21 protein-coding genes are annotated in these 20,297 nt (G+C 72.9%); 12 read left to right on the forward strand and 9 right to left on the reverse strand.

Features of this window, described 5'->3' with window-relative positions; translation table 11 throughout:
• From VK501_RS22205 to VK501_RS22215, 3 genes are all read left to right on the forward strand, one after another.
• The coding region (locus VK501_RS22205) for a DMT family transporter (protein ID WP_324341324.1) at positions 1–431 on the forward strand (431 nt) is incomplete at its 5' end.
• 8 nt (positions 432–439) lie between these two features.
• Positions 440–697, forward strand: a complete 258-nt coding sequence (locus tag VK501_RS22210) for a hypothetical protein (protein ID WP_324341326.1) — start codon at positions 440–442, stop codon at positions 695–697.
• Between the two features lie 64 nt (positions 698–761).
• Positions 762–1,760, forward strand: a complete 999-nt coding sequence (locus tag VK501_RS22215; RefSeq protein ID WP_324341328.1) for a lysylphosphatidylglycerol synthase transmembrane domain-containing protein — start codon at positions 762–764, stop codon at positions 1,758–1,760.
• Between the two features lie 31 nt (positions 1,761–1,791).
• Here VK501_RS22215 and VK501_RS22220 read toward each other — a convergent pair whose 3' ends face one another.
• Genes VK501_RS22220 through VK501_RS22245 form a run of 6 tightly spaced genes read right to left on the reverse strand, consistent with a single transcriptional unit; the run spans position 1,792 to position 8,029 of the window.
• Complete coding sequence (locus tag VK501_RS22220) at positions 1,792–2,778, reverse strand: L,D-transpeptidase family protein (protein ID WP_324341330.1); 987 nt, start codon at positions 2,776–2,778, stop codon at positions 1,792–1,794.
• Positions 2,779–2,836: 58 nt separating this feature from the next.
• Positions 2,837–3,967 carry an alpha/beta fold hydrolase gene (locus VK501_RS22225; protein WP_324341332.1) on the reverse strand — a complete coding sequence of 377 codons (1,131 nt, stop codon included), beginning with the start codon at positions 3,965–3,967 and terminating at the stop codon, positions 2,837–2,839.
• A gap of 25 nt (positions 3,968–3,992) precedes the next feature.
• Positions 3,993–4,865, reverse strand: coding sequence for an alpha/beta fold hydrolase (locus VK501_RS22230; protein WP_324341334.1), 873 nt, complete (start codon positions 4,863–4,865; stop codon positions 3,993–3,995).
• Entirely contained in the window at positions 4,865–6,448 is a 1,584-nt protein-coding gene (locus tag VK501_RS22235) for an MFS transporter (protein WP_324341336.1), read from the reverse strand. Before VK501_RS22235 ends, VK501_RS22230 begins: the two co-directional genes overlap by 1 nt.
• 52 nt (positions 6,449–6,500) lie before the next feature.
• Entirely contained in the window at positions 6,501–7,136 is a 636-nt protein-coding gene (locus VK501_RS22240) for a GntR family transcriptional regulator (RefSeq protein WP_324341338.1), read from the reverse strand.
• Complete coding sequence (locus VK501_RS22245) at positions 7,133–8,029, reverse strand: DMT family transporter (RefSeq protein WP_324341340.1); 897 nt, start codon at positions 8,027–8,029, stop codon at positions 7,133–7,135. The genes VK501_RS22240 and VK501_RS22245 overlap by 4 nt, the downstream gene beginning before the upstream one ends.
• Before the next feature lie 116 nt (positions 8,030–8,145).
• On the opposite strand from VK501_RS22245, the gene VK501_RS22250 reads away from it, so the two are divergent.
• Positions 8,146–9,144: a 3'-5' exoribonuclease YhaM family protein gene (locus VK501_RS22250; RefSeq protein WP_324341341.1), complete on the forward strand. Its 999-nt coding sequence runs from the start codon at positions 8,146–8,148 to the stop codon at positions 9,142–9,144.
• 23 nt (positions 9,145–9,167) lie between these two features.
• On the opposite strand, the gene VK501_RS22255 is transcribed toward VK501_RS22250, so the two are convergent.
• Together VK501_RS22255 and VK501_RS22260 are read right to left on the reverse strand one after the other, a co-directional pair.
• Positions 9,168–9,401 (reverse strand): histidine kinase dimerization/phospho-acceptor domain-containing protein, encoded by a 234-nt coding sequence (locus tag VK501_RS22255; protein ID WP_324341343.1) that lies wholly within the window; start codon positions 9,399–9,401, stop codon positions 9,168–9,170.
• Positions 9,398–10,039: a response regulator transcription factor gene (locus tag VK501_RS22260; protein ID WP_324341344.1), complete on the reverse strand. Its 642-nt coding sequence runs from the start codon at positions 10,037–10,039 to the stop codon at positions 9,398–9,400. Before VK501_RS22260 ends, VK501_RS22255 begins: the two co-directional genes overlap by 4 nt.
• 144 nt (positions 10,040–10,183) lie before the next feature.
• Here VK501_RS22260 and VK501_RS22265 point away from each other — a divergent pair, with 144 nt between their 5' ends.
• From VK501_RS22265 to rfbB, 5 genes are all read left to right on the forward strand, one after another.
• Positions 10,184–12,241 (forward strand): WYL domain-containing protein, encoded by a 2,058-nt coding sequence (locus VK501_RS22265; protein ID WP_324341346.1) that lies wholly within the window; start codon positions 10,184–10,186, stop codon positions 12,239–12,241.
• A gap of 109 nt (positions 12,242–12,350) precedes the next feature.
• Positions 12,351–12,824, forward strand: a complete 474-nt coding sequence (locus tag VK501_RS22270) for a pyridoxamine 5'-phosphate oxidase family protein (protein ID WP_324341348.1) — start codon at positions 12,351–12,353, stop codon at positions 12,822–12,824.
• Complete coding sequence (locus VK501_RS22275) at positions 12,824–13,897, forward strand: glucose-1-phosphate thymidylyltransferase (RefSeq protein ID WP_324341350.1); 1,074 nt, start codon at positions 12,824–12,826, stop codon at positions 13,895–13,897. Before VK501_RS22270 ends, VK501_RS22275 begins: the two co-directional genes overlap by 1 nt.
• Positions 13,894–14,736, forward strand: coding sequence for a dTDP-4-dehydrorhamnose reductase (gene rfbD / locus VK501_RS22280; protein ID WP_324341352.1), 843 nt, complete (start codon positions 13,894–13,896; stop codon positions 14,734–14,736). Before VK501_RS22275 ends, rfbD begins: the two co-directional genes overlap by 4 nt.
• Entirely contained in the window at positions 14,733–15,731 is a 999-nt protein-coding gene (rfbB, locus tag VK501_RS22285) for a dTDP-glucose 4,6-dehydratase (protein WP_324341354.1), read from the forward strand. Before rfbD ends, rfbB begins: the two co-directional genes overlap by 4 nt.
• A 113-nt stretch (positions 15,732–15,844) precedes the next feature.
• Here rfbB and VK501_RS22290 read toward each other — a convergent pair whose 3' ends face one another.
• Complete coding sequence (locus tag VK501_RS22290; RefSeq protein WP_324341356.1) at positions 15,845–16,276, reverse strand: hypothetical protein; 432 nt, start codon at positions 16,274–16,276, stop codon at positions 15,845–15,847.
• A gap of 32 nt (positions 16,277–16,308) precedes the next feature.
• Between VK501_RS22290 and VK501_RS22295 the strand changes: the two genes are divergently transcribed.
• From VK501_RS22295 to VK501_RS22305, 3 genes are all read left to right on the forward strand, one after another.
• Positions 16,309–16,968: a TetR/AcrR family transcriptional regulator gene (locus VK501_RS22295; RefSeq protein WP_324341358.1), complete on the forward strand. Its 660-nt coding sequence runs from the start codon at positions 16,309–16,311 to the stop codon at positions 16,966–16,968.
• Positions 16,965–17,675: a uracil-DNA glycosylase gene (locus VK501_RS22300; RefSeq protein ID WP_324341360.1), complete on the forward strand. Its 711-nt coding sequence runs from the start codon at positions 16,965–16,967 to the stop codon at positions 17,673–17,675. Before VK501_RS22295 ends, VK501_RS22300 begins: the two co-directional genes overlap by 4 nt.
• 57 nt (positions 17,676–17,732) lie before the next feature.
• On the forward strand, positions 17,733–20,297 hold a 2,565-nt coding region (locus tag VK501_RS22305; protein WP_324341361.1), incomplete at its 3' end, for a DEAD/DEAH box helicase.

Genomic DNA, 20,297 nt, shown 5'->3' on the forward strand with positions numbered 1-20,297 from the left:
CGACCGGGCTGAGCTACGCCGGCTTCATCCTGACGCTGCGCGCGGGCGGCGCCGACCTGCGCCGCCCCGCCGGCCCGCTGGCTGACGCGACGCTCGTGGCCACCTTCGGCGCACTGGCAATCGGCGCGGTCGTCGGCGACCTCGACCTCGTGCCGTCCTGGCCGGCGCACGCATGGCTCGTCACGCTGGCGCTCAGCTCGCAGGTCCTCGGCTGGCTGCTGATCTCCGCCTCGCTCCCGCGCCTGCCCGCCGCGACGACCGCGCTGCTGCTGACGATCCAGCCCGTGGGATCGGTCGCGCTGGGCGTGATCCTCTTCAGCGAGAGCCCCAGCGCGCTCCAGCTGCTGGGCGTGGCGACGATCCTGACCGGCCTCGTCGTGACGACGCGGCGGCATGCCGGCTCGCCTGACACCGAGCGAGGGCTACCGTGAACGTCGTGATGAACGTCGTCCGGATCTGGCTGCCGGTGACGATCCTCGCCGCCGGGGTCCTGCTCATCATCGTCCGCGGCGGCGACGAGACGTCGATCGAGGGCGCCGCGGCCCTCTGGGGCGCGGGGTTGAGCGTCGCGCTGCTGAACTGGCTGCACCGCATCGGCGTGTCCGGCGACAGCGCCCGCGACGACGAGGACGAGGCCCGCGCGTACTTCGACCGGCACGGGCGCTGGCCCGACGACGTGCCGCCCCGGCACCCCTAAGGGACAGGACGTCACCCGCAACGCTCCATTTCCGTGGTACAGGTGTCGTTAACCGGGACGACCCATGCTGAACGACGTCCTCCGCACCGCGAGCCACGCCCTGGAGCTCCTGCTCCACCGGGCCGCCAGCGTCGATCCGACGCTCGTGGTGCTGGGCATCGTGCTCTACATCGCGGCGCAGTGCGTCCGCACGCTCGGCTGGCACGCCATCCTGCGCGCCGCCTACCCCGAGGCGACCGAGCTGCGCCGGCGCGACACGATGTGCGCCTACCTCGCCGGTGCGGGGCTCAACGGCGTCATCCCCGCCCGCGGCGGCGACATCGTCAAGCTCTGGCTCCTGCATCGCCGCATCCGCGGCGCGCGCTATCCCACCCTCGCGGCGACGTTCCTGCCCGAGACGCTGTTCGAGACCTTCTTCGGCTTCGCGCTGGTCGTCTGGGCCCTGAGCCAGGGCTTCCTCCCCGTCCCGACCTCCTCGGGCGAGCTGCCGCACGTCGACGTCACGCTGCTGATCGAGTACCCGCTCCCCGCGATCGGCGGAGCGGTCGCGCTCGGCGCGATCGGCTACGGCCTGTACCGCCTGCTGCGCCGGCGCATCAGCGACCTGACGGTCCGTCTGCGCCAGGGCGTCGCGATCCTGCGCACGCCGCGCCGGTTCGTCACCTCCGTGGCGAGCTGGCAGGCGCTCGGGCGCCTCATCCGGCTCGGCTCGCTCGCCGCGTTCATGGCCGCCTTCCACCTCCCGGTGACGGCCGCGACCGTGGTGCTGGTCATGGCCGCCCAGGGCGGCGGGCGGATCATCCCGCTGGCGCCGGCGAGCGCCGGGCTGCGCCTGGCGATGCTGAGCTACGGCTTCGTCGAGACGACCGGCCACGCGGTCGACATCGCCGCGATCACGACCTTCACCTTCGGCGTCGGCGCGCTGCTGATGCTCTCCGGCCTGATCGTCGGGCTGGTCGCCCTCGGTGCCCAGCTGGGCACTTACTCGCCGCGCGTGGCCTTGGCCGCCGCGCGCGAGGCCGTCGCGCGCCATCGCGCGGCCGCGTCCGCCGCGAACGCCTGAGCGGCACCCGCGGCGCCGCGCAGGCGACGACCTACTTGATCAGCACCGGCGTGCCGACCGGTACGCGCGGGTACAGGTCCTTGACGTCGGCGACGTGCATGCGGATGCAGCCGTGCGACGCGGCCGAGCCGATCGAGTAGTCCTCGCCGGTCCCGTGGATGCCGACGCCGTTGATGATCCCCATCCAGCGGGCCTTCAGCGGGTTGGCGGCCGAGCCGCCGTCGACCGTCGTGCCCTGCAGCTCGCCGGCCCACGGGCTGTTGGGCACGCTCCAGGTCGGATCGACCTGCTTGTCGGCGATGTGGAACAGCCCCGACGGCGTCGGGTACGCAGGCTGCCCGACGGCGACGCCGTAGGACTTCGAGAACTTCAGGTGCTTGAACAGGCGCAGCTTGAAGTGGGCCTTGTCCACCGTGATGATCGTCCCGTAGACGCGCTGCAGGTCGTTGATGTTGACCTTCGGCGACGTCTTGACCAGCGCGGCGTGCAGGCGGCGCGGGGCGTTGACGCCGTCGTCCAGCGCGGCGTCGACCTGCGCGGCGACGGCCGGCTGGTCGAGCGCGCGGCCGTGCGCCGCGCGCCGGCGGTAGATGTGGGTCAGCGTGATCTTGACCGTCGCGTTGCGCGGCGCCTTGCCGACCTTCGCGGCGACGCCGGCGACCCAGGCGCGGACGGCGAGCTTGGAGTGCGAGAGCTTGAGCCCGACGTCGCCGGGCGCCTTGGCGCGCAGGGCGCGCTTGGCGGTGGTCAGCGCGTCGAAGGTGAGCTTGGCGTCGGTGGCCTTCAGCGTCCAGGGCTTGCCGGAGGCGCCGAGCACGAGGTCGGCGTTGACCCGCGCGCCGATGCTCGTCTCCAGGCGGATCCGGGCCTCGTCGAGCGTGGCGCCCGACAGGTCGATCCCGCCGGCGGTGACCCCGGCCGGGACGTTGGTCGGGTCCTTGGCGGAGGCCGACGCGGGGATCGCCGCGGCCAGCGCGACGGCGATCAGGGCAGGCAGGATGCAGACGCGCGGCGACATGGCGGACGAGGGTAGCGCCGCAGATCGCCGACCTCGCAAGCCGCCATGCGGACCGCGATCAGGCGCGGGAGCGCGCCGGCTGGGCCGGCGGGCGCCCGGGACCTCGTGCCCGCAGGCGCCGCTGCGCCTCGTGCCGGGCGAAGAACTCGTCGATCCAGCGCCAGGCCGTGCGCCCGGCGGCGCGGCCGGCCAGCACGCCGAGATGGCCGCCAGGGCCGGTCTTCAACTGGACCTCGGGCGCGCCGGTCAGCAGCGACCCGACGTGGTGGACCGCCGCACGGGGCGCGAGCGTGTCGGTCTGGCCGGCCACCGCGAGGACCGGCACGCGCACGGCGGCGAGGTCGATGTCGTGGTCGCCGAAAGCGAGGCGGCCGTCGGCGAGGTCGTTGACCCGGAAGAACCGGTGATACAGCTGCCCCATCGTCCGCCCCGGGTAGGCGTGCATGTTGTCCAGGAAGTGGTCGACGGCCTCGATCTGGGCGAGGAACTCGCGGTCGTCCAGGTGGGTGGCCATGGCGACCGGCTTGGTGAGGTACTTGTCGAGCGTGCTGAGCTGGAACGCCCGCTTGACGATCGGCGCCGGCGCGCCGCCCAGCGCCCGGTAGATCGCCGTGCCGAGCAGGCCGTTGGTGAGGTTCGCCGCCCCGCGCAGCGGCGCGAACATGCGGAGCTGGGCGAAGTCGAACGGGCTGGCGACCGCGGCGATCGAGTTGACCGGCAGGTCCGGGCGGGCGGCCAGCGCCAGCAGGGCCATGATCCCGCCCAGGCACCAGCCGACGACCTGCACGGGGCGCCCGCCGGCGTGGGCCGAGACCTTCTCGATCGTCGCCGGCAGCACGTCCTGCACCCAGTGCTCGAGACCCAGCTCACGGTCCGAGAAGGCGATCGACCCGTAGTCCACCATGTAGGTCGGGTGGCCGAGCCCGAGCAGGTGCTCGGCCATCGAGCAGCCGCGACGCAGGTCGAAGCAGATGGTCGGCGCGGCCAGCGGCGGGATCAGCAGCACCGGCAGGTGCCGGCTGCGTTCGTCGGGCGAGAGGTACTGGAAGATCGTGCGCTGCGGGGCCTCGTCGATGATCCGCGCCGGCGTTGGGCGCAGGTCGGCGACGCCGCCCTTGAACACCATGTCGAAGGTGTTGGCGGCGGCGCGGGCGAAGCGGTCGGGGCTGAGCGGAAGCGGCAGTTGCATCGGGTGCGGGCTGCAGTCTGGCGGATCACCGCCCGGCACCGGACGCCTGGGCCGCCACGAACTCCTCCAGCACGTCGACGAGCCGCTGCGGCGCCTCCACCTGCGGGCAGTGCCCGACGCCCTCCAGGAGCACGTAGGTCGTATCGGGCAAGGCCTCCATGATCCGCCGCGAGCCCGCGTGGGTGACCATGCGATCGCGGTCGCCCCAGACGAGCAGGACGGGGCAGCGCACGCGCTCGAGCTCCAGGCAGTCGTGCAGCTCGGGCAGCAGGCGGCGGCCGTTGGCCAGCACCGCGGCGACCGCGTCGCGGCTGCGGTGATGCTGGGTGAACGACGCGACGAGCTCGGCCGTGGCGGCCCGCGGCCGGGCGAAGGCGAGCGCGCGGTAGGCCTCGCCGACGACGGTGCGCACGAGCAGCTCGGGCAGCGGCACGGGAGCGGCGAGCAGCCCGCGGACGAACGGGTCGCGCTCGATCAGGCGAAACCAGCCCGGCATGTCGAGGCCGGCGGGCGCGACGGGCACCACGGCCGCGAGCGGCAGGTCGTCCTCCTCGGCGGCGCGTAGCGCGACGACGCCGCCGAGCGAGTTGCCGCAGACCACGACGTCCTCGCCCCGCTCGGCCGCGACGTGGGCGATGGCCGCCCGGGCGAACGTCCGGTACTGCTCGAGCACGGCGACGTCGGGCGCGAGCGGGTCGGCGGCGCCGTAGCCGGGCAGGTCGACCGCCAGCGCACGGCGCCCGCGCCGGGCCAGCAGGTCCAGCACGCTGCGCCACGTGTCGGCCGAGTCGGCGAAGCCGTGCAGGAGCAGCAGCGGCGGCCCGTCGCCCTCGAGCTCGAGCGCGCGCGTCCGGGCGCCGCCGAGCGTCAGGCGATGCTCGACCAGCGGCTCGCGCATCAGCTCCCGCGCCCGGCGGGGGTCACCGCGCCCGGCTCGGCTTCGCTCGGAGCGCCGGCCGGCGCGCCGTGGGCGACGAAGTCCTGCTTGCGCACGAGCAGCAGCGCGGCGACGGCGCCGGCCAGCGCGACGATCGCGGCGATCACGAGGATCTCGTTCAACGCGCCCGTCCAGCCGGTGAGGAACGCCTCGCGCGCCGGGCCGAGGACGTCGGGGTTGCCCTGGGCCAGGACCTCGGCGGGCGGCAGGTGCACGCCGCTGGCCCGCGGGCCCAGCGCGTCGGTGATCTTGGTCGTCACCGACGACTGGAAGATCGCGCCGAGTGCCGCGATCCCCGTCGCGATGCCGACCTGGCGGAACGTGCTGTTGATGCCCGACGCCATGCCCGCGCGCCGCGGGTCGACCACGCCGACCGCGGTCGACGCGATCGCCGGGTTCGTCAGCCCGATGCCGGCGCCGGCGAGCAGGAAGCCGGGCAGCAGCGCGGTCCACTTGGAGTTGGCGTCCAGCCCGCTCATGAGCAGCAGCCCCACGCCGACGAGCCCGAGCCCGGCGCCCATCAGGAACCGCACCGGCACGCGCTCGGTCAGGTTGCCCGACACCGCGGCGAAGACGAACGACAGCAGCGTGATCGGCAGGAAGCGCAGGCCGGCATCCAGTGGCGAGAACCCCAGCACGTTCTGCAGGTACAAGGTCAAGTACAGGAACATCGAGAACATCGACGCCGAGAGGCAGAACGCGACGACCGACGCGCCGACGAACGCCGGCTTGCGCAGCAGCGTCAGGTCGAACATCGGGCGCTCCTGGTGGCGCTCGACGACGACGAACGCGACCAGCAGCACGACCGCGACGACGAAGAGGGCGACGATCGTCGTGCTGCCCCAGCCCTCGGTGTTGCCGCGCACGAGCGCGAAGACGAGGGCGAACAGCGCTCCCGAGAACGTGACCAGGCCGGCCCAGTCGACGCGCGCCGCATGCGGGTCCTTGGTCTCCTTGACCGTGCGCATCGACACGACGATCGCGGCGATGCCGATCGGCAGGTTGACGAAGAAGATCGACTGCCAGCTGACGTGCTGGACGAGCGCGCCGCCGACCAGCGGCCCGACGGCGACCGACGCGCCGGTCGTGGCGCCCCAGATGCCGAGCGCGGTGCCGCGCTCGCGGCCGCTGAAGGCGGCGGCCAGCAGCGCGAGCGACGTGGCGAACATCGCGGCGCCGCCGATGCCCTGCAGGGCGCGGGAGAGGTTCAGCGCGGTCGGCGACGTCGAGAGGCCGCAGAGCAGCGAGGCGAGCACGAAGAGGCCGAGGCCGAGGACGAACAGGCGCCGGCGACCGAAGAGGTCGGCCAGCGATCCGGCCGTGAGCATGAACGACGCAAGCGTGAGCGCGTACGCGTCGACGACCCACTGGAGGTCCTGGAACGAGGCGTGCAGGTCGCGCTGGATGTCGGGCAGCGCGACGTTGACGATCGTGATGTCCAGGAGCAGCATGAACGTCGCGACGCAGACCGCGCCGAGCGTCCACCAGCGCATCGGGTCCGGCTCGCCACCGGTGGTGTGGGCGGTCTGGGGTGCGTCGGTCATGTTCGCGAGTCAACTACCCGGACCGGCCGGACGCGCAACCGGCCGTCGCCGCTCAGCCGTTGCGCGGGACGCCGTCGACCACCGAGCCGGCCGCGACGCGCAGGTGCGTGCGCAGGACCTCGGGGCCTTGGGCCTCGAGGTCGACGACCAGCTGCAGGTGCTCCTCGCCGAGCCGGGCGAACGTGTAGTGCGGGCGGACCTGCAGGAGGAACAGGCGCGTCTGGGCGGTGAGGCGGTCGTGGACGGCCTCGATCCGCGGCGAGCGCGCCGCGCGCACGAGCGAGGTGTGCAGGTCGGCGTGGGCGCGCGAGACGGTCGACCAGCGGGGCCGCGGACGGCTGCAGGCGCGGGCGAGCACCTCGGCGGCCTCGTGGACGGACGGCGGCAGGCGGTCGCCGTGGCGGGCGAGCGCGAGGTGCGCGGCCTCGACCTCGAGCGCGGCGCGCAGCTCGTAGAGCGCGGTGATGGCGTCCCCGTCCAGGCCGGCGACGCGGGCACCGCGGTTGGGCGCGATGGTGACCAGGCCCTCGTCGGCCAGCACGCGCAGGGCCGTGCGGACCGTGTGGCGCGCGGCGCCGTGGAGCTCGACGAGGTCGGCCTCGACCAGGCGCGTGCCCGCCTCGAGGCGGGCGTCGAGGATCTGCTCGCGCAGGACGCCGGCGACGCGGTCGACGGCGGTCGGGCTCATGCCGGGATCTCCGCGGTGGCGGGCGGGGCGGCGGCGGGCCGCGTGGCGCCCCGCCGGGGGACGGCGAGCACGGCCAGGCCCGCGAGGATCAGCCCGATGCCCGCGATCGCGATGCCGCCGGGGCGCTCGGACAGGACGAGCGCGCCCAGGACGGCCGCGGTGACCGGCTCGCCGAGCGTGAGCGTGGCCACCTCGTTGGCGGGCAGGTGGCGCAGCCCGCGTGCGAAGAGGAGGTAGGCCACGGCGGTCGGGATGGCGCCGAGCCAGAGCGCCATCGCGGCGCCGCCGGGCGTCGCGACCCACGAGAGGTCGCCGAGCACCAGGACGGGGATCAGCAGCAGCGCGCCGAGCCCGAAGGCGCGCGCCATGACGGGCTCGACGCCGTGGCCGGCGTCCAGCAGCCGCTTGGAGGCAAGGGTGAACGTGGCGTAGGACGCGCCGGCCCCGACGGCGAGCGCGACGCCGGGCGCCGAGACGTCGGCGCCACCGCCGGCCAGCGCGAGCAGCGCGACGCCGGCGCTGGCCAGCGCGGTCGCGGCCGCCCACGCGCCGCCGGGCGCGCGACGGTCCAGCAGCCAGCCGCCGAGGCCGGCGAGCGCCGGCGCCGAGCCGAGCGCGACCACGGTGCCGACCGCCACGCCGGTGTCCTTGACGGCCGCGAAGAAGCACAGCTGGTAGGCGGCGACGCCGACCGCGCCGGCGATCAGCGGGCCGCGGGGCCAGCGCCCGGCGTCGGCGTGCGCGACCGCTCGCTGCGCGGCGAGCAGCAGGAGCGCGCCGACGGCGATGCGCACGGCGCCGACCGTCACCGCGGAGGCGTCGGGGCCCAGGGCCTGCGCGGTGCCCGTGGTGCCGAAGCACACGGCCGCGAGGAGGACCTGCAGGCGAGCCATGCGGGCGATTGTTCCACAATGGGCCTTGATCGTGCAACGTCACGACTCTGCGACGGGCCTGTGACGCGACGCCCGTGGACCGACGGTCCGTCCGCTGGCCGTGTCACCTTGCCGCCGTGCTCGTTCGCGACTTCGAACACGGCTCGGACCTCGATCAGGTCCTCCTCGTCCGGGAGGCCGACCGCCGCCAACGGCGCGACGGAGGCGAGTTCCTCAAGTTGGTCCTCGGGGACCGCACGGGCGGCGTCGCGGCGATGATCTGGGACGACGTGTCGCAGGCGCTGGAGCACTGCCGGGCCGGCTCGCCGGTCCACGTGTCCGGGCGCTACGAGGTCCACCAGCGATGGGGCGCGCAGATCGCGATCCGCCGCCTCGGGCCCGCGCTCGACGGCAGCTACGACCCCGCCGACCTGCAGGTCGGGCCGCCGCGCGAGGTCGACCAGATGGAGGCCGACCTGCGCGAGCTGGTGGGCACCGTGCAGGACCCGCACTTGGGTCGGCTGCTCGACGCGTTCTTCGGTGAGCACTCCGAGACGTGGGCGCTGTACCGGATCGCGCCCGCGGCCAAGCACTACCACCAGGCCTACCTCCACGGCCTGCTCGAGCACTGCCTCACGGTCGCCCAGGCGGTGAGCGCGATCAGCGGGATGTTCCCCGGGATCGATCGCGACCTCGCGGTGACCGGCGCGCTGCTGCACGACATCGGCAAGTTGGAGGCCTACACCTGCGACGCGCCGATCGACATGACCGACGACGGCCGGCTGCAGGGCGAGATCCCGCTCGGCTACTACCGCGTGCGCCGGCTGATCGAGGACCTCCACGGCTTCCCCGAGGGCCTGGCCCAGAGCGTGCTGCACATCATCCTGTCGCACCACGGCGCCCTGGCCCACGGCTCGCCCGTGGTCCCGGCCACGCGCGAGGCCACGTTGGTGCACATGATGGACAACCTCGGCGGGCGCCTCGGCTCGTTCGACCGCCTCGAGAACGAGCTCGCGCCCGGCGCCGCGTGGTCGAGCTTCGACCGCGCCCTCGGCTCCGGCGCCTACTTCGGCTCAGCGACCCGGACCGGGACGCCGATCACCGCCGAGGACCGGCGGCCGTCGGCCGCGGCCTGAGCATCACGACAGCTGGCCGGCGCTCAGGCGCCCGACAGCCGATTTTCGCGCTCGTCGTCGAGGATGTCCTTCATCTCCCGACCGGCCTGCGCGATCCGCCCCAGGTACTCCGACCGCCGCGCGTCGTCCAGCTTGTCGGAGCCCCGGTCCAGCAGTTCCGCGAACCCCTGCACGATCGTGAGCGGGGTGCGCAGGTCGTGGACGAGCCGGGCCAGGCGCTCGTCCGGGTCGGTCGGCCACTCGCCGCCGCGGGTCATCGCTCGTCGCGCGTCGAGTCCAGCGCGATCTCGCCTCGCTCGAGCGCGATCGCGATGGCGTGCACGCGGTTGCGCGCCTGGAGCTTGCGGATCACGTTGCGCACATGGGTGCGCACCGTCTCGACCGAGACGGTGATCTTGTCGCCGATCGCCTCGGCGGTCATCCCCTCGGCCATGAGGTGCATGATCTCCCGCTCGCGCGGCGAGAGCTGCGGCACGTGGGCGGTGGCCCGTGGCGAGAGCAGGATGCGGTCCAGCCGCGGGTCGACGTAGGAGCCGCCGTTGGCGACGCGCTCGATCGCGGCCATCAGCTCGTCCATCGAACCGGCCTTCAGGGCATAGCCACGGGCGCCGGAATCGAGGCCGTCGTAGAGCAGCTCGGCGTCGGAGTCGCCGGTGTACAGGATCACCCCGAGGTCGGGACGGCGCGCGAGAAGCTCGCGCGTCAGGTCGATGCCACTGCCGTCGGGGAGCTGGATGTCGACGATCGCGACGTCCGGCTCGGCGTGCTCCACGAGGTCGACGCCGGCCGCGACGTTGCCGGCCGCGCCCACGACTTCCAGGCCGCCGTGTTGCAGCAGCGCGACCAGGCCCTCACGGAGGGCCTCGTGGTCGTCGACGATCACGAGCTTGGTCATGAGGGGCGAACCGTACACCGCGCCTAGGCGCAATGGCACCTGTCGCGCCGCTCAGCGTCCTCGCACCGAATCTGCGGAAAGAGCGCGCCGAGTTCCTCGACGAACGACCCATCGCCGGGCCAAGGGCCGTATCGTCGTACTTCTATGGCGAAGGACACCGAGAAGCTCATCCGTCAGCTCTCGCTCATCTCGTACCTCATGGCGGAGCGCCGCCCCGTGACGGCGCTGGAGATCCGGCGCGATGTCGAGGGCTACAGCGGCATGAACGAGGACGCCTTCGCCCGCCGGTTCTACGCCGATCGCGCCGAGCTGGAGTCCTTGGGCATCCAGCTGACCGTCGAGAAGCCCGCCGACGGCGTGGCCGAGCAGGAGAACTACTCCCTGCGTCCGGAGAACTTCCACCTGCCGGCGATCGCGTTCAGCGACTCCGAGCTGGCCAGCCTGCAGTTCGCGCTGACGCTGCTGGACGGCGAGTTCGCCTACGCCGAGCCGCTGCGCCTCGCGCTCCAGCAGATCTCGTGGGGCCGCCCGAGCCCGCTGAACTCCCCCGAACAGGGCTCCATCGCGCTCGGCGTCACCGCGTCGGCCGGCGGCCACGACCTCTCGCAGCGCCTCGCGAAGATCGAGACGGCGATCTTCCGCAACAAGACGATCACGTTCGCCTATTACACGATGGAGCGCGACACGGTCGGCGCGCGCAAGGTCGATCCGTACCACCTGCTCTTCCAGGGCGGGCAGTTCTACCTCCTCGGCCGCTCCCACGAGCGCGACGCGATCCGCGTCTTCCGGCTCTCGCGCATCCGCGGCAAGGTCGCCTACGCCACCAAGGCCGAGCACGACTTCAAGCGCCCGACCGACTTCGATCCCCGCTCCTACGCGACGCGCGCCGACTGGCAGTTCGGCGAGTCGGTGGGCGAGGCCGAGGTCTGGATCTCGGAGCGCATCGCCTGGCAGGTCGAGCGCCACTTCGGCCGCTTCGGCTCCATCCGCCCCGCCGAGGACGGCAGCGGCGACATGGTCTTCACCACCGAGTACGCCTCCGTGCGCCAGCTGGCGGCCTGGGCCCTGCGCCTCGGCGAGCACGTCCGGATCCTCGCGCCGACCGAGCTCGTGCGCGAGGTCGCCGAGCGCGTCGAGCAGTTGCACGAGCGCCACACCGGCGACGAGCTCGACCTGGCCGCCCCGGTGGCGCCCTCCGAGGCCGACGAGGTCCCCGAGGTCGCCACGTCCAAGCGCGAGACCGCGATCCGGCCCGAGCGCTTCGCGCGCCTGGTCACGCTGGCCAGCATCCTCATCCAGGCCGGCCGCGCCAACGAGCGCCTGCAGTTCACCGAGGTCTGCGAGGCGCTGCAGGTCTCCGACGCGGAGCTGCGCGAGGACGTCAACGTCCTCAACGTCGTCAACTTCGGCGGCGGCTCCTACGTGCTCTACGCCGAGGTCCACGACGACGGCACGATCGAGGTCGACCCCGAGCCGTACTCCGACAACTTCGCCCGCCCCGCCCGGCTGCTGCCGGTCGAGGCCAAGGCGCTCGTCGCGGCGATCGACCTGATCGGCGACCACCTGCCCGAGGGCGCGCTGAACTCGGCGCGCGAGAAGATCGTCGCGGCGCTGGGCGCCGACCCGATGGAGCAGGGGCTCCAGGTCGCCTCCGGCGCGGGCGACGACTCGAAGATCGCGCGCGTCGTGTCGCGCGCCATCGCCGAGTCGCACCAGCTGCGGCTGGAGTACTACAAGGCCAACGAGGACGAGTTCTCCGAGCGCGTCGTCGAGCCCTACGCGCTGATCAACGGCCGCGAGGGCTGGTACGTCGCCTCCTACGACCCGGCGCGCGAGGCCGTCCGCCACTTCCGCCTGGACCGTGTGAAGACCGCCGAGGTGCTGGAGGGCTCGTTCGCGCCGCGGCCCGAGGTCGATCCGGCCGCCGACGTCGTCGGATGGCCGAGCACGGGCATCGTCGAGGCGTCGCGCGTCGCGCGGGTCTGGATCTCCCCGGAGCGCGCCCGCTGGTCGCGCGAGCAGCGGCGCGTGGCCCAGGAGCTCGCCGACGGCTCCCTCATCGTCGAGCTGCCCTACAAGGGCACCGACTGGCTCGTGCGCGAGGTCCTGGCCGAGGCCGGCGACGCCGCCGTGATCTCGCCGCCCGAGGCGCGCGACGCGGTCCGCGGGGCGGTCGACCGCCTCCGCCTCGCCGTGCGCTGATCGCGGTGCAGCGGCAATCGGTCCGGGGACGTGGGTCTCGCCCCCTGGGCGAGCACCCGCAGCGCTGCGAGCGCCCTGCGCGAGCCATCGCCCGTTAGCCTCCGCGCCCGTGAGCCGACGCGACCAGATCAAGATGGACGAGGCGGAGGTGCTCGCGTTCCTCGACGAGGAGCGGATCATGACCTGCGCCACGCTGGGCCCGCGCGGCTTTCCGCATCTCATGCCGCTCTGGTACGTGGTGCGCGACGGACGCCTCTGGGCGTGGACGTTCGCCAAGTCCCAGAAGACGCGCAACCTCGAGCGCGATCCCCGAGCCACGCTGCAGGTCGAGGCCGGCCGCGACCAGTACCACCTGCTGCGCGGCGTGATGCTCGAGACCGACGTCACCGTCCACCGCGACGTCGAGACCGTCACGGCGCTCGGGCTGGAGATCTTCGGCCGCTACGGTGACGACCCCGGCGGCGAGCTCGCCGACGACGTCCGCGCCATGGTGCAGCAGCAGGCGGCCAAGCGCGTCGGGTTGGAGTTCGTGGAGCGCAACCGCGCCACATGGGATCACCGAAAGCTGGGGAACGTCTACTGATGCAGCCACTCAAGGGCCTGATCCTCTCCGGAGGCAAGGGCACCCGCCTGCGCCCCATCACGCACACGAGCGCCAAGCAGCTCGTGCCGGTCGCCAACCGCCCGGTGCTCTTCTACGGCATCGACGCGATGGCCAAGGCCGGCATCGAGGAGATCGGCATCATCATCGCGCCGGAGACCGGGCAGGAGATCAAGGAGGTCGCCGGCGACGGCTCGGCCTTCGGGATCAGGATCACCTACATCCTGCAGGACGAGCCCGCCGGCCTGGCGCACGCGGTGCTGACCGCCGAGCCGTTCCTCGGCGACTCGCCGTTCGTCATGTACTTGGGCGACAACCTGCTGCAGGGCGGCATCGACGACCTCGTGACCGCGTTCAAGGCCAACGAGCCCGACGCGCTCATCCTCCTGACGCCGGTCCCCGACCCCGAGCACTTCGGCGTCGCCGAGCTCGACGGCGATCGCGTCGTCGCGCTGGCCGAGAAGCCGCCGGAGCCCAAGACCGACCTGGCGCTGGTCGGCGTCTACATGTTCATGCCCTTGATCCACGACGCCGCGCGCGCCATCGAGCCGTCGCCGCGCGGCGAGCTGGAGATCACCGACGCCATCCAGCACCTGGTCGACACCGGCTGCCGGGTCGAGCCGCACATCGTGCAGGGCTGGTGGAAGGACACCGGCCGGCTGGACGACATGCTCGAGGCCAACCGCCTGATCCTCGACCGCATGGAGCACCGGGTCGAGGGCGAGCTGATCGAGTCGCAGGTCGAGGGCCGCGTCACGATCGAGGCGGGCGCCCGGCTGGAACGCGCCACGGTCCGCGGCCCGGCCATCATCGGCGCGGGCGCGCGGCTGACGGACTGCTACATCGGCCCGTACACGGCGATCGGCGAGGGCTGCGCGGTCGAGGGCTCCGAGGTCGAGCACTCCATCCTGCTGGCCGGCTCCGAGGTGCGCCACCTCGACGGCCGCATGGAGTCCTCCCTGCTGGGCCGCAACGTGAAGATCTCCCGCAGCGACCGTCAGCCGCGGGCGTACCGCTTCATGGTCGGCGACAACTCCGAGATCACGATCCTGTGAGGCTGCTGGTCACCGGCGCGGCCGGCATGCTCGGCCACCGCGTGGTCGCCGACGCCCGCGCGCGCGGCTGGGCCGTCGCCGGCGTCGACCTCCCCGACGCCGACCTCACCGATCCGCTGGCGGCCCAGGACGTCGTCGAGGAGCACGCGCCCGACGCCGTCGTCCACTGCGCCGCGTTCACCGACGTCGACGGCGCCGAGGAGCAGGAGGCGCGCGCACGCGCGGTCAACGCCGACGCGTCGGCCAACATCGCGGCGGCCGCGGCGATGCTCGGCGCGCGGATCGTGGCGGTCTCCACCGACTACGTCTTCGACGGGACGCTCACCGGCCGGCCCTACGTCGAGTCCGACCCCACCGGGCCGGTCGGCGCCTACGGCCGCACGAAGCTCGCCGGCGAGGACGCCGTCGCGGGCCACAACCCGAACCACGCGATCGCCCGCACCGCGTGGCTGTTCGGCGTGGGCGGCAAGAGCTTCCCCGACACCATGCTCACGGCGGCGCAGACGCGCGACGAGGTCGCCGTCGTCACCGACCAGATCGGCTCCCCCACGTGGGCCGGGCACCTGTCGCCCGCCCTGCTGGATCTCGCGGCCGGCACCGCGACCGGCGTCTTCCACATCGCCGGCGGCGGGCAGTGCTCGTGGCACGAGCTCACCGTCGAGCTGTACCGCGCGGCGGGCGTCGCCACCCGCGTCAACGAGACCACGGCCGCCGAGTTCGCGCGCCCGGCCCCGCGGCCGGCGTGGAGCGTGCTGGCCACCGAGCGCGACGAGACCCCGCGGCTGCCACCGTGGCAGGACGGCGTCGCCGCCTATCTGCAAGAGAGGAACGCATCGTGAAGCTGCTCGTCTGCGGCGGGGCCGGGTTCATCGGCTCGAACTTCGCGCGCCAGCGCGTCAACGACCACGGCGACCAAGTGGTCGTCCTCGACAAGCTGACCTACGCCGGCCGGCCCGAGAGCCTGCAGGACCTCGGCGACGCGGCGGCGCTCGTGCACGGCGCGATCGAGGACCCGGCGAAGGTCGCCGAGGCGATCGGCGACGGCGTCGACGCGATCGTCAACTTCGCCGCCGAGACGCACGTGGACCGCTCGATCAGCGGACCCGACGCGTTCGTGGAGACCAACGTGCGCGGCTCGCTCGTCCTGCTCGAGGCCGCCCGCGAGCGCGGCGTGAAGCGCTACGTCCAGATCTCGACCGACGAGGTGTACGGGTCGATCGAGGAGGGCTCGTTCACCGAGGAGTCGCCGATCGTGCCGTCGTCGCCCTACAGCGCCTCCAAGGCCGGCGGCGACCTGCTCGTGCAGAGCTACTTCCACACCTACGGGCTGGAGACCGTGATCTGCCGCGGCTCCAACAACTACGGGCCGTACCAGTACCCGGAGAAGCTGATCCCGCTGATGGTGCTCAACGCGCTGCACGGCGACAAGCTCCCGGTCTACGGCGACGGGCTGAACGTCCGCAACTGGCTCTTCGTGGAGGACTTCGGCCGCGGGATCTCCCACGTCCTGGCCCACGGGGCGCCCGGCGAGGTCTACAACGTCGGCGGCCCGTCGGAGTGCACGAACCTCGAGGTGGTCCGGGAGATCCTCGCCCACACCGGCAACGACGACTCGCTGATCGAGTACATCACCGACCGGCCCGGCCACGATCGCCGCTACTCCCTGGGCTCGGAGAAGGTCCGCGCCCTCGGCTGGGAGCCGCGCGTGGACTTCACCGAGGGCCTGAAGCGCACCGTCGACTGGTACCGCGACAACTCCTGGTGGTGGGAGCCCATCCGCTCCGGCGAGTTCCGCGAGTACTACGAGAAGCACTACGGCCGGGCGCTGGGGTAGGGGTGCCGTAGGCGGCCAGCGAGGCCGAGGCCCACGACGGCCAGCCGTCGCCGCCGGAGGTGGGTCCCCAGTCGCGATAGCGACACGGTCTCCTAGCGCCAGCGCGCGGCGCGCTACGCCGCGCGGGTCCCGAGCGAGGAGATCTTCCAGGCGCTGCCGTCCCGGACGAGCTGCAGCGTGTCCGTGCGATCTTTGGCGCCGCCTTCGGACTTGACCGTCGCGGTCGCCTTGCCACCCGCGATGGTCACCTTCTGGACCTGGAGCTCGAAGGCGTCCGCGTCGGCGATCGTGTCCTTCAGCGCCTGGTCGCAGGTCTTCTTGGAGGACGACTTGATGGCGTTGACGAGGTTCGGTGCCAGCAGCTGGGCGCAGATCTTGTCGGTGTCGCCCTTGCGCGCGAACGACTGCAGGTCCTCCACCGTCTGGGCAACGTTCTTCTGCTCGCCCTTGAAGGCGCCGGCGGAGTCCTTGGCGGCCTGGCCGCAGGCGCCGAGCGCGAAGGGGAGGGCCGCGAGCAGCGCGACGAGACGAGTGGGTGCGGCCATCGAGCTGGAGCCTATCTAGGATGGCTCTCCGCATGGCCGACTCCGAAGCCCCACGCCCTCCCGCCCCCACCGTCGTTCCCCGGGGCCGCCACGCCCCGCCGCTCGAGGTCCGGCTCACGGTCCAGCGCCGCCGCCTCTTCGAGGCCGCCGCCACCGTGTTCGCGCAGCGCGGCTTCGCCGACGCGACCGCCGAGGCGATCTCCCGCGAGGCCGGCATGTCGAAGGCCACGTTCTACGAGCACTTCGCCAACAAGGAGGAGGCGATCCTCGCGCTGTTCGACGAGGCTGCCACCGAGATCATGCGCCAGATGGCCGTCGCCTCCGAGAACGACGCCGCCACCTACCCCGAGCACCTGGCCCAGGGCACCCGCGCCTTCCTGAAGACGCTGGCCGAATGGCCCGACGCGGCGCAGACGCTGCTCGTCGAGATCATCGGCGCCGGCCCGCGCGCCAACGAGCGCCGCGACGCGATCCTCGACGCGTTCGCCGACACGATCTTCACCGACAACGAGAAGGTCGCTCCCCGCTACGGCGCGCCCCGGTTCGCCTCCCGCGACGACGCGTTCGCCTGCGTCGGCGCGATCGTCGAGCTCGCCTCGCGCCAGCTGCGCACCGGCACGCCCGGCGACATCCGAGCGCTGGAGCCCATCATCGAGCGCCTCATGCTGGGGATCCTGCAGCAGGCCGGATGAGGCATCCCGACCTGGCCGCCCTCGAGGCCGAGGTCACGGCGTGCCGGCGCTGCCCGCGGCTCGTCGCGTGGCGCGAGGAGGTCGCCGCCACCAAGCGCGCCTCGTTCGCCGCCGACGAGTACTGGGGCCGCCCGATCCCGGGCTTCGGGGACCCGGACGCGCGCGTCCTGATCCTCGGCCTGGCGCCCGCCGCCCATGGCGCCAACCGCACCGGCCGCGTCTTCACCGGCGACCGGTCGGGCGACTTCCTGTTCGCCGCGCTGCACCGCACCGGCTTCGCCAACCAGCCCACGTCCGTCTGGCGCGACGACGGCCTCGCGCTCACCGGCGCCTGGATCACCGCCGCAGTGCGCTGCGCCCCACCGGCCAACAAGCCCACGCCGCTGGAGCGCGACACGTGCCTGCCGTGGACCGTGGCGGAGCTCGACCACGTCCCCGACATCCGGGTATGCGTGTGCCTCGGGCAGTTCGCCTGGGACGCGGCGCTGCGGCTACGCACGGCGCTCGGCCACGTCGCGCCGAAGCCCAAGCCGCGCTTCGGCCACGGGACGATCTGGTACGACGACGCCGACAGCGCCGGCTTCGGCCTGCTCGGCACCTACCACCCCAGCCAGCAGAACACGTTCACCGGCGTGCTCACCGAGGACATGCTCGACGACGTCCTGCGCACGGCGCGCGAGCTGGCCGGGTTGCCGCCGGTGCCGTGATCGTCCCCCGGCGACTCGTCATCGACCCGACGTTCTCGGGCTCGTACCCTGTGGTCCTTGCCGCTGTCGCCCTTCAGTCCCGCAACGCAAGCCTGGTTTCACCGCGCGTTCGCCGCTCCCACGACCGTCCAGGAGCAGGCGTGGCCCGCGATCGCCACCGGCGAGCACGTCCTCATCTCCGCCCCGACCGGGAGCGGCAAGACCCTTGCCGCGTTCCTCTGGTCGCTCGACCGCCTCGCGACCACGCCGCGCGAGGACGGCACCGGCGTCCGCGTCATCTACGTCTCACCGCTCAAGGCGCTCTCCTACGACGTCGAGCGCAACCTCCAGGCGCCGCTGAAGGGGATCGGCGCCGACCTGAAGGTCGCGATCCGCACCGGCGACACGCCGCAGAAGGAGCGCGCGCAGATGCGGCGCACGCCGCCGGACGTCCTGATCACGACGCCCGAGTCGCTGTACCTCATGTTGACCTCGCAGGCGCGCGACATCCTCGCCGACGTCGAGGCCGTGATCGTCGACGAGATCCACGCCGTCGCCTCCACCAAGCGCGGCGCGCACCTCGCGCTGACGCTCGAGCGCCTCTCCGCCCACGTGCAGGCCGCCCACGGCCGCGACCCGCAGCGCATCGGGCTGAGCGCCACGCAGAACCCGCTGGAGGAGGTCGGCCGGTTCATGGTCGGCCCCCAGCGCACCTGCCGGATCGTCGACACCGGCGTCCGCAAGCCGCTGGACATCAAGATCCAGGTGCCGGTCGAGTCGATGGTCGAGCCCGAGCAGTCCTCCGTCGGGCCGGTCGACCCGCTGGATCCCGGGGCGGGCGGGAACGGGGGCAGCGAGGCGACGCGCAAGTCGATCTGGCCGGCGATGTACCCGCAGCTGCTGGAGCTCGTCCGCGAGCACCGCTCGACGATCGTCTTCGTCAACAACCGCCGCGGCGCCGAGCGCCTCGCGCTGCGCCTCAACGAGCTGAACGAGAAATCGGCCCCCACCCACCCCGAGGACTCGGACCCGCCTACGCGGCCGATCCGTGAGATCGCCCGCGCGCACCACGGGTCGCTGGCCCGCGAGGAGCGCCTGGTCGTCGAGGAGCTGCTCAAGGCCGGTCAGCTGCCGTGCCTGGTGGCGACCTCGTCGCTGGAGCTCGGCATCGACATGGGCGCCGTCGACCTCGTCCTGCAGGTCGAGTCCCCCAAGTCGGTCTCGCGCGGCCTGCAGCGCATCGGCCGCGCCGGCCACTCCGTGGGCGACACGTCCAAGGGCCGCATCTTCCCCAAGTTCCGCGCCGACCTGCTCGAGTGCGCCGTCGTCGTGCGGCTCATGCGCGAGGGCAAGATCGAGCCGACGGTCGTCCCCCGCAACCCGCTCGACGTCCTCTGCCAGCAGATCGTCGCGATCGCCGCCGGCTTCGACGTCGACGGCGGCGGGACGATCACCGTCGACGACCTGTACGGGCTGATCACCAAGACCTACACCTACGCGGAGCTGTCGCGCGAGCTGCTGGAGAACGTCCTCGACATGCTGGACGGGCGCTACCCGAGCCAGGAGTTCGGCGAGCTGCGCCCGCGCATCGTCTGGGACCGCGTCGCCGGGACGATCCGCCCGCGCAAGGGCGCCCGCCAGCTGGCGGTCACCAACGCCGGCACGATCCCCGACCGCGGGCTCTACGCGGTCGTGCTGCCCGACGGCCGCCGCGTCGGCGAGCTCGACGAGGAGATGGTCTACGAGGCGCGCCCCGGCCAGACGTTCCTGCTCGGCGCGTCGTCGTGGCGCATCGAGGAGATCCAGCGCGACCGCGTCGTGGTCTCGCCCGCGCCGGGCGTGCCGGGCGCGGTGCCGTTCTGGAAGGGCGACGCCGTCGGCCGGCCGAAGGAGCTGGGCCGCGAGATCGGCGCGTTCAGCCGCTGGGCCGTCGACCAGACCGCCGAGCTGCTGGAGGCCGACTACGACCTCGACCCCCTCGCCGCCCGCAACCTGTTGGACTTCCTGCGCGAGCAGCAGGCCGCCACGCGCGTGATCCCCAGCGACCGGACGATCGTCGTCGAGCGCTTCCGCGACGAGATCGGCGACTGGCGCCTCTGCGTGCTCAGCCCCTACGGCGGCCGCGTGCACGCCGCGTGGGCGCTGGCGCTGAGCGCCAAGATCCGCGACGAGCTCGGCCTCGAGTCCGACGCGATCTGGTCCGACGACGGCATCATCGTCCACCTGCCCGACGCCGACGAGCCGCCCGGCGCCGACCTCGTGCTGCTCGATCCCGACGACCTCGAGGACCGAGTTGTCGCGGAACTGGGTTCGAGCGCGCTGTTCGGCGCCCGCTTCCGCGAGAACGCCGCCCGGGCGCTGCTGCTTCCGCGCGCCTACCCCGGCAAGCGCACGCCGCTGTGGCAGCAGCGCCTGAAGTCCCAGTCACTGCTGGAGGTCGCCAAGCAGTACAGCGACTTCCCCATCATCCTGGAGACCTACCGCGAGTGCCTGCGCGACGTCCTCGACGTCCCGGGCCTGCACGACCTGCTGACCGCGCTGCACTCGCGCGAGCTGTCGCTGGTCGAGGTCGAGACGCCGACCGCCTCGCCGTTCGCCTCCTCCTTGCTGTTCGACTACGTCGCTTCGTACATGTACGAGGGC

Source organism: Baekduia sp. (genome assembly GCF_035318805.1).
Taxonomy (GTDB): Bacteria; Actinomycetota; Thermoleophilia; order Solirubrobacterales; family Solirubrobacteraceae; genus Baekduia.

Coding starts and splice junctions, on each gene's coding strand:
- VK501_RS22215 (WP_324341328.1), top strand. CDS start 762: ATGCTGAACGACGTCCTCCGCACCGCGAGCCACGCCCTGGAGCTCCTG.
- VK501_RS22290 (WP_324341356.1), bottom strand. CDS start 16,276: ATGGCCGCACCCACTCGTCTCGTCGCGCTGCTCGCGGCCCTCCCCTTC.
- VK501_RS22260 (WP_324341344.1), bottom strand. CDS start 10,039: ATGACCAAGCTCGTGATCGTCGACGACCACGAGGCCCTCCGTGAGGGC.
- VK501_RS22230 (WP_324341334.1), bottom strand. CDS start 4,865: ATGCGCGAGCCGCTGGTCGAGCATCGCCTGACGCTCGGCGGCGCCCGG.
- VK501_RS22240 (WP_324341338.1), bottom strand. CDS start 7,136: ATGAGCCCGACCGCCGTCGACCGCGTCGCCGGCGTCCTGCGCGAGCAG.
- VK501_RS22300 (WP_324341360.1), top strand. CDS start 16,965: ATGAGGCATCCCGACCTGGCCGCCCTCGAGGCCGAGGTCACGGCGTGC.
- VK501_RS22245 (WP_324341340.1), bottom strand. CDS start 8,029: ATGGCTCGCCTGCAGGTCCTCCTCGCGGCCGTGTGCTTCGGCACCACG.
- VK501_RS22210 (WP_324341326.1), top strand. CDS start 440: ATGAACGTCGTCCGGATCTGGCTGCCGGTGACGATCCTCGCCGCCGGG.
- VK501_RS22255 (WP_324341343.1), bottom strand. CDS start 9,401: ATGACCCGCGGCGGCGAGTGGCCGACCGACCCGGACGAGCGCCTGGCC.
- VK501_RS22235 (WP_324341336.1), bottom strand. CDS start 6,448: ATGACCGACGCACCCCAGACCGCCCACACCACCGGTGGCGAGCCGGAC.
- VK501_RS22220 (WP_324341330.1), bottom strand. CDS start 2,778: ATGTCGCCGCGCGTCTGCATCCTGCCTGCCCTGATCGCCGTCGCGCTG.
- VK501_RS22295 (WP_324341358.1), top strand. CDS start 16,309: ATGGCCGACTCCGAAGCCCCACGCCCTCCCGCCCCCACCGTCGTTCCC.
- VK501_RS22265 (WP_324341346.1), top strand. CDS start 10,184: ATGGCGAAGGACACCGAGAAGCTCATCCGTCAGCTCTCGCTCATCTCG.
- VK501_RS22225 (WP_324341332.1), bottom strand. CDS start 3,967: ATGCAACTGCCGCTTCCGCTCAGCCCCGACCGCTTCGCCCGCGCCGCC.
- VK501_RS22275 (WP_324341350.1), top strand. CDS start 12,824: ATGCAGCCACTCAAGGGCCTGATCCTCTCCGGAGGCAAGGGCACCCGC.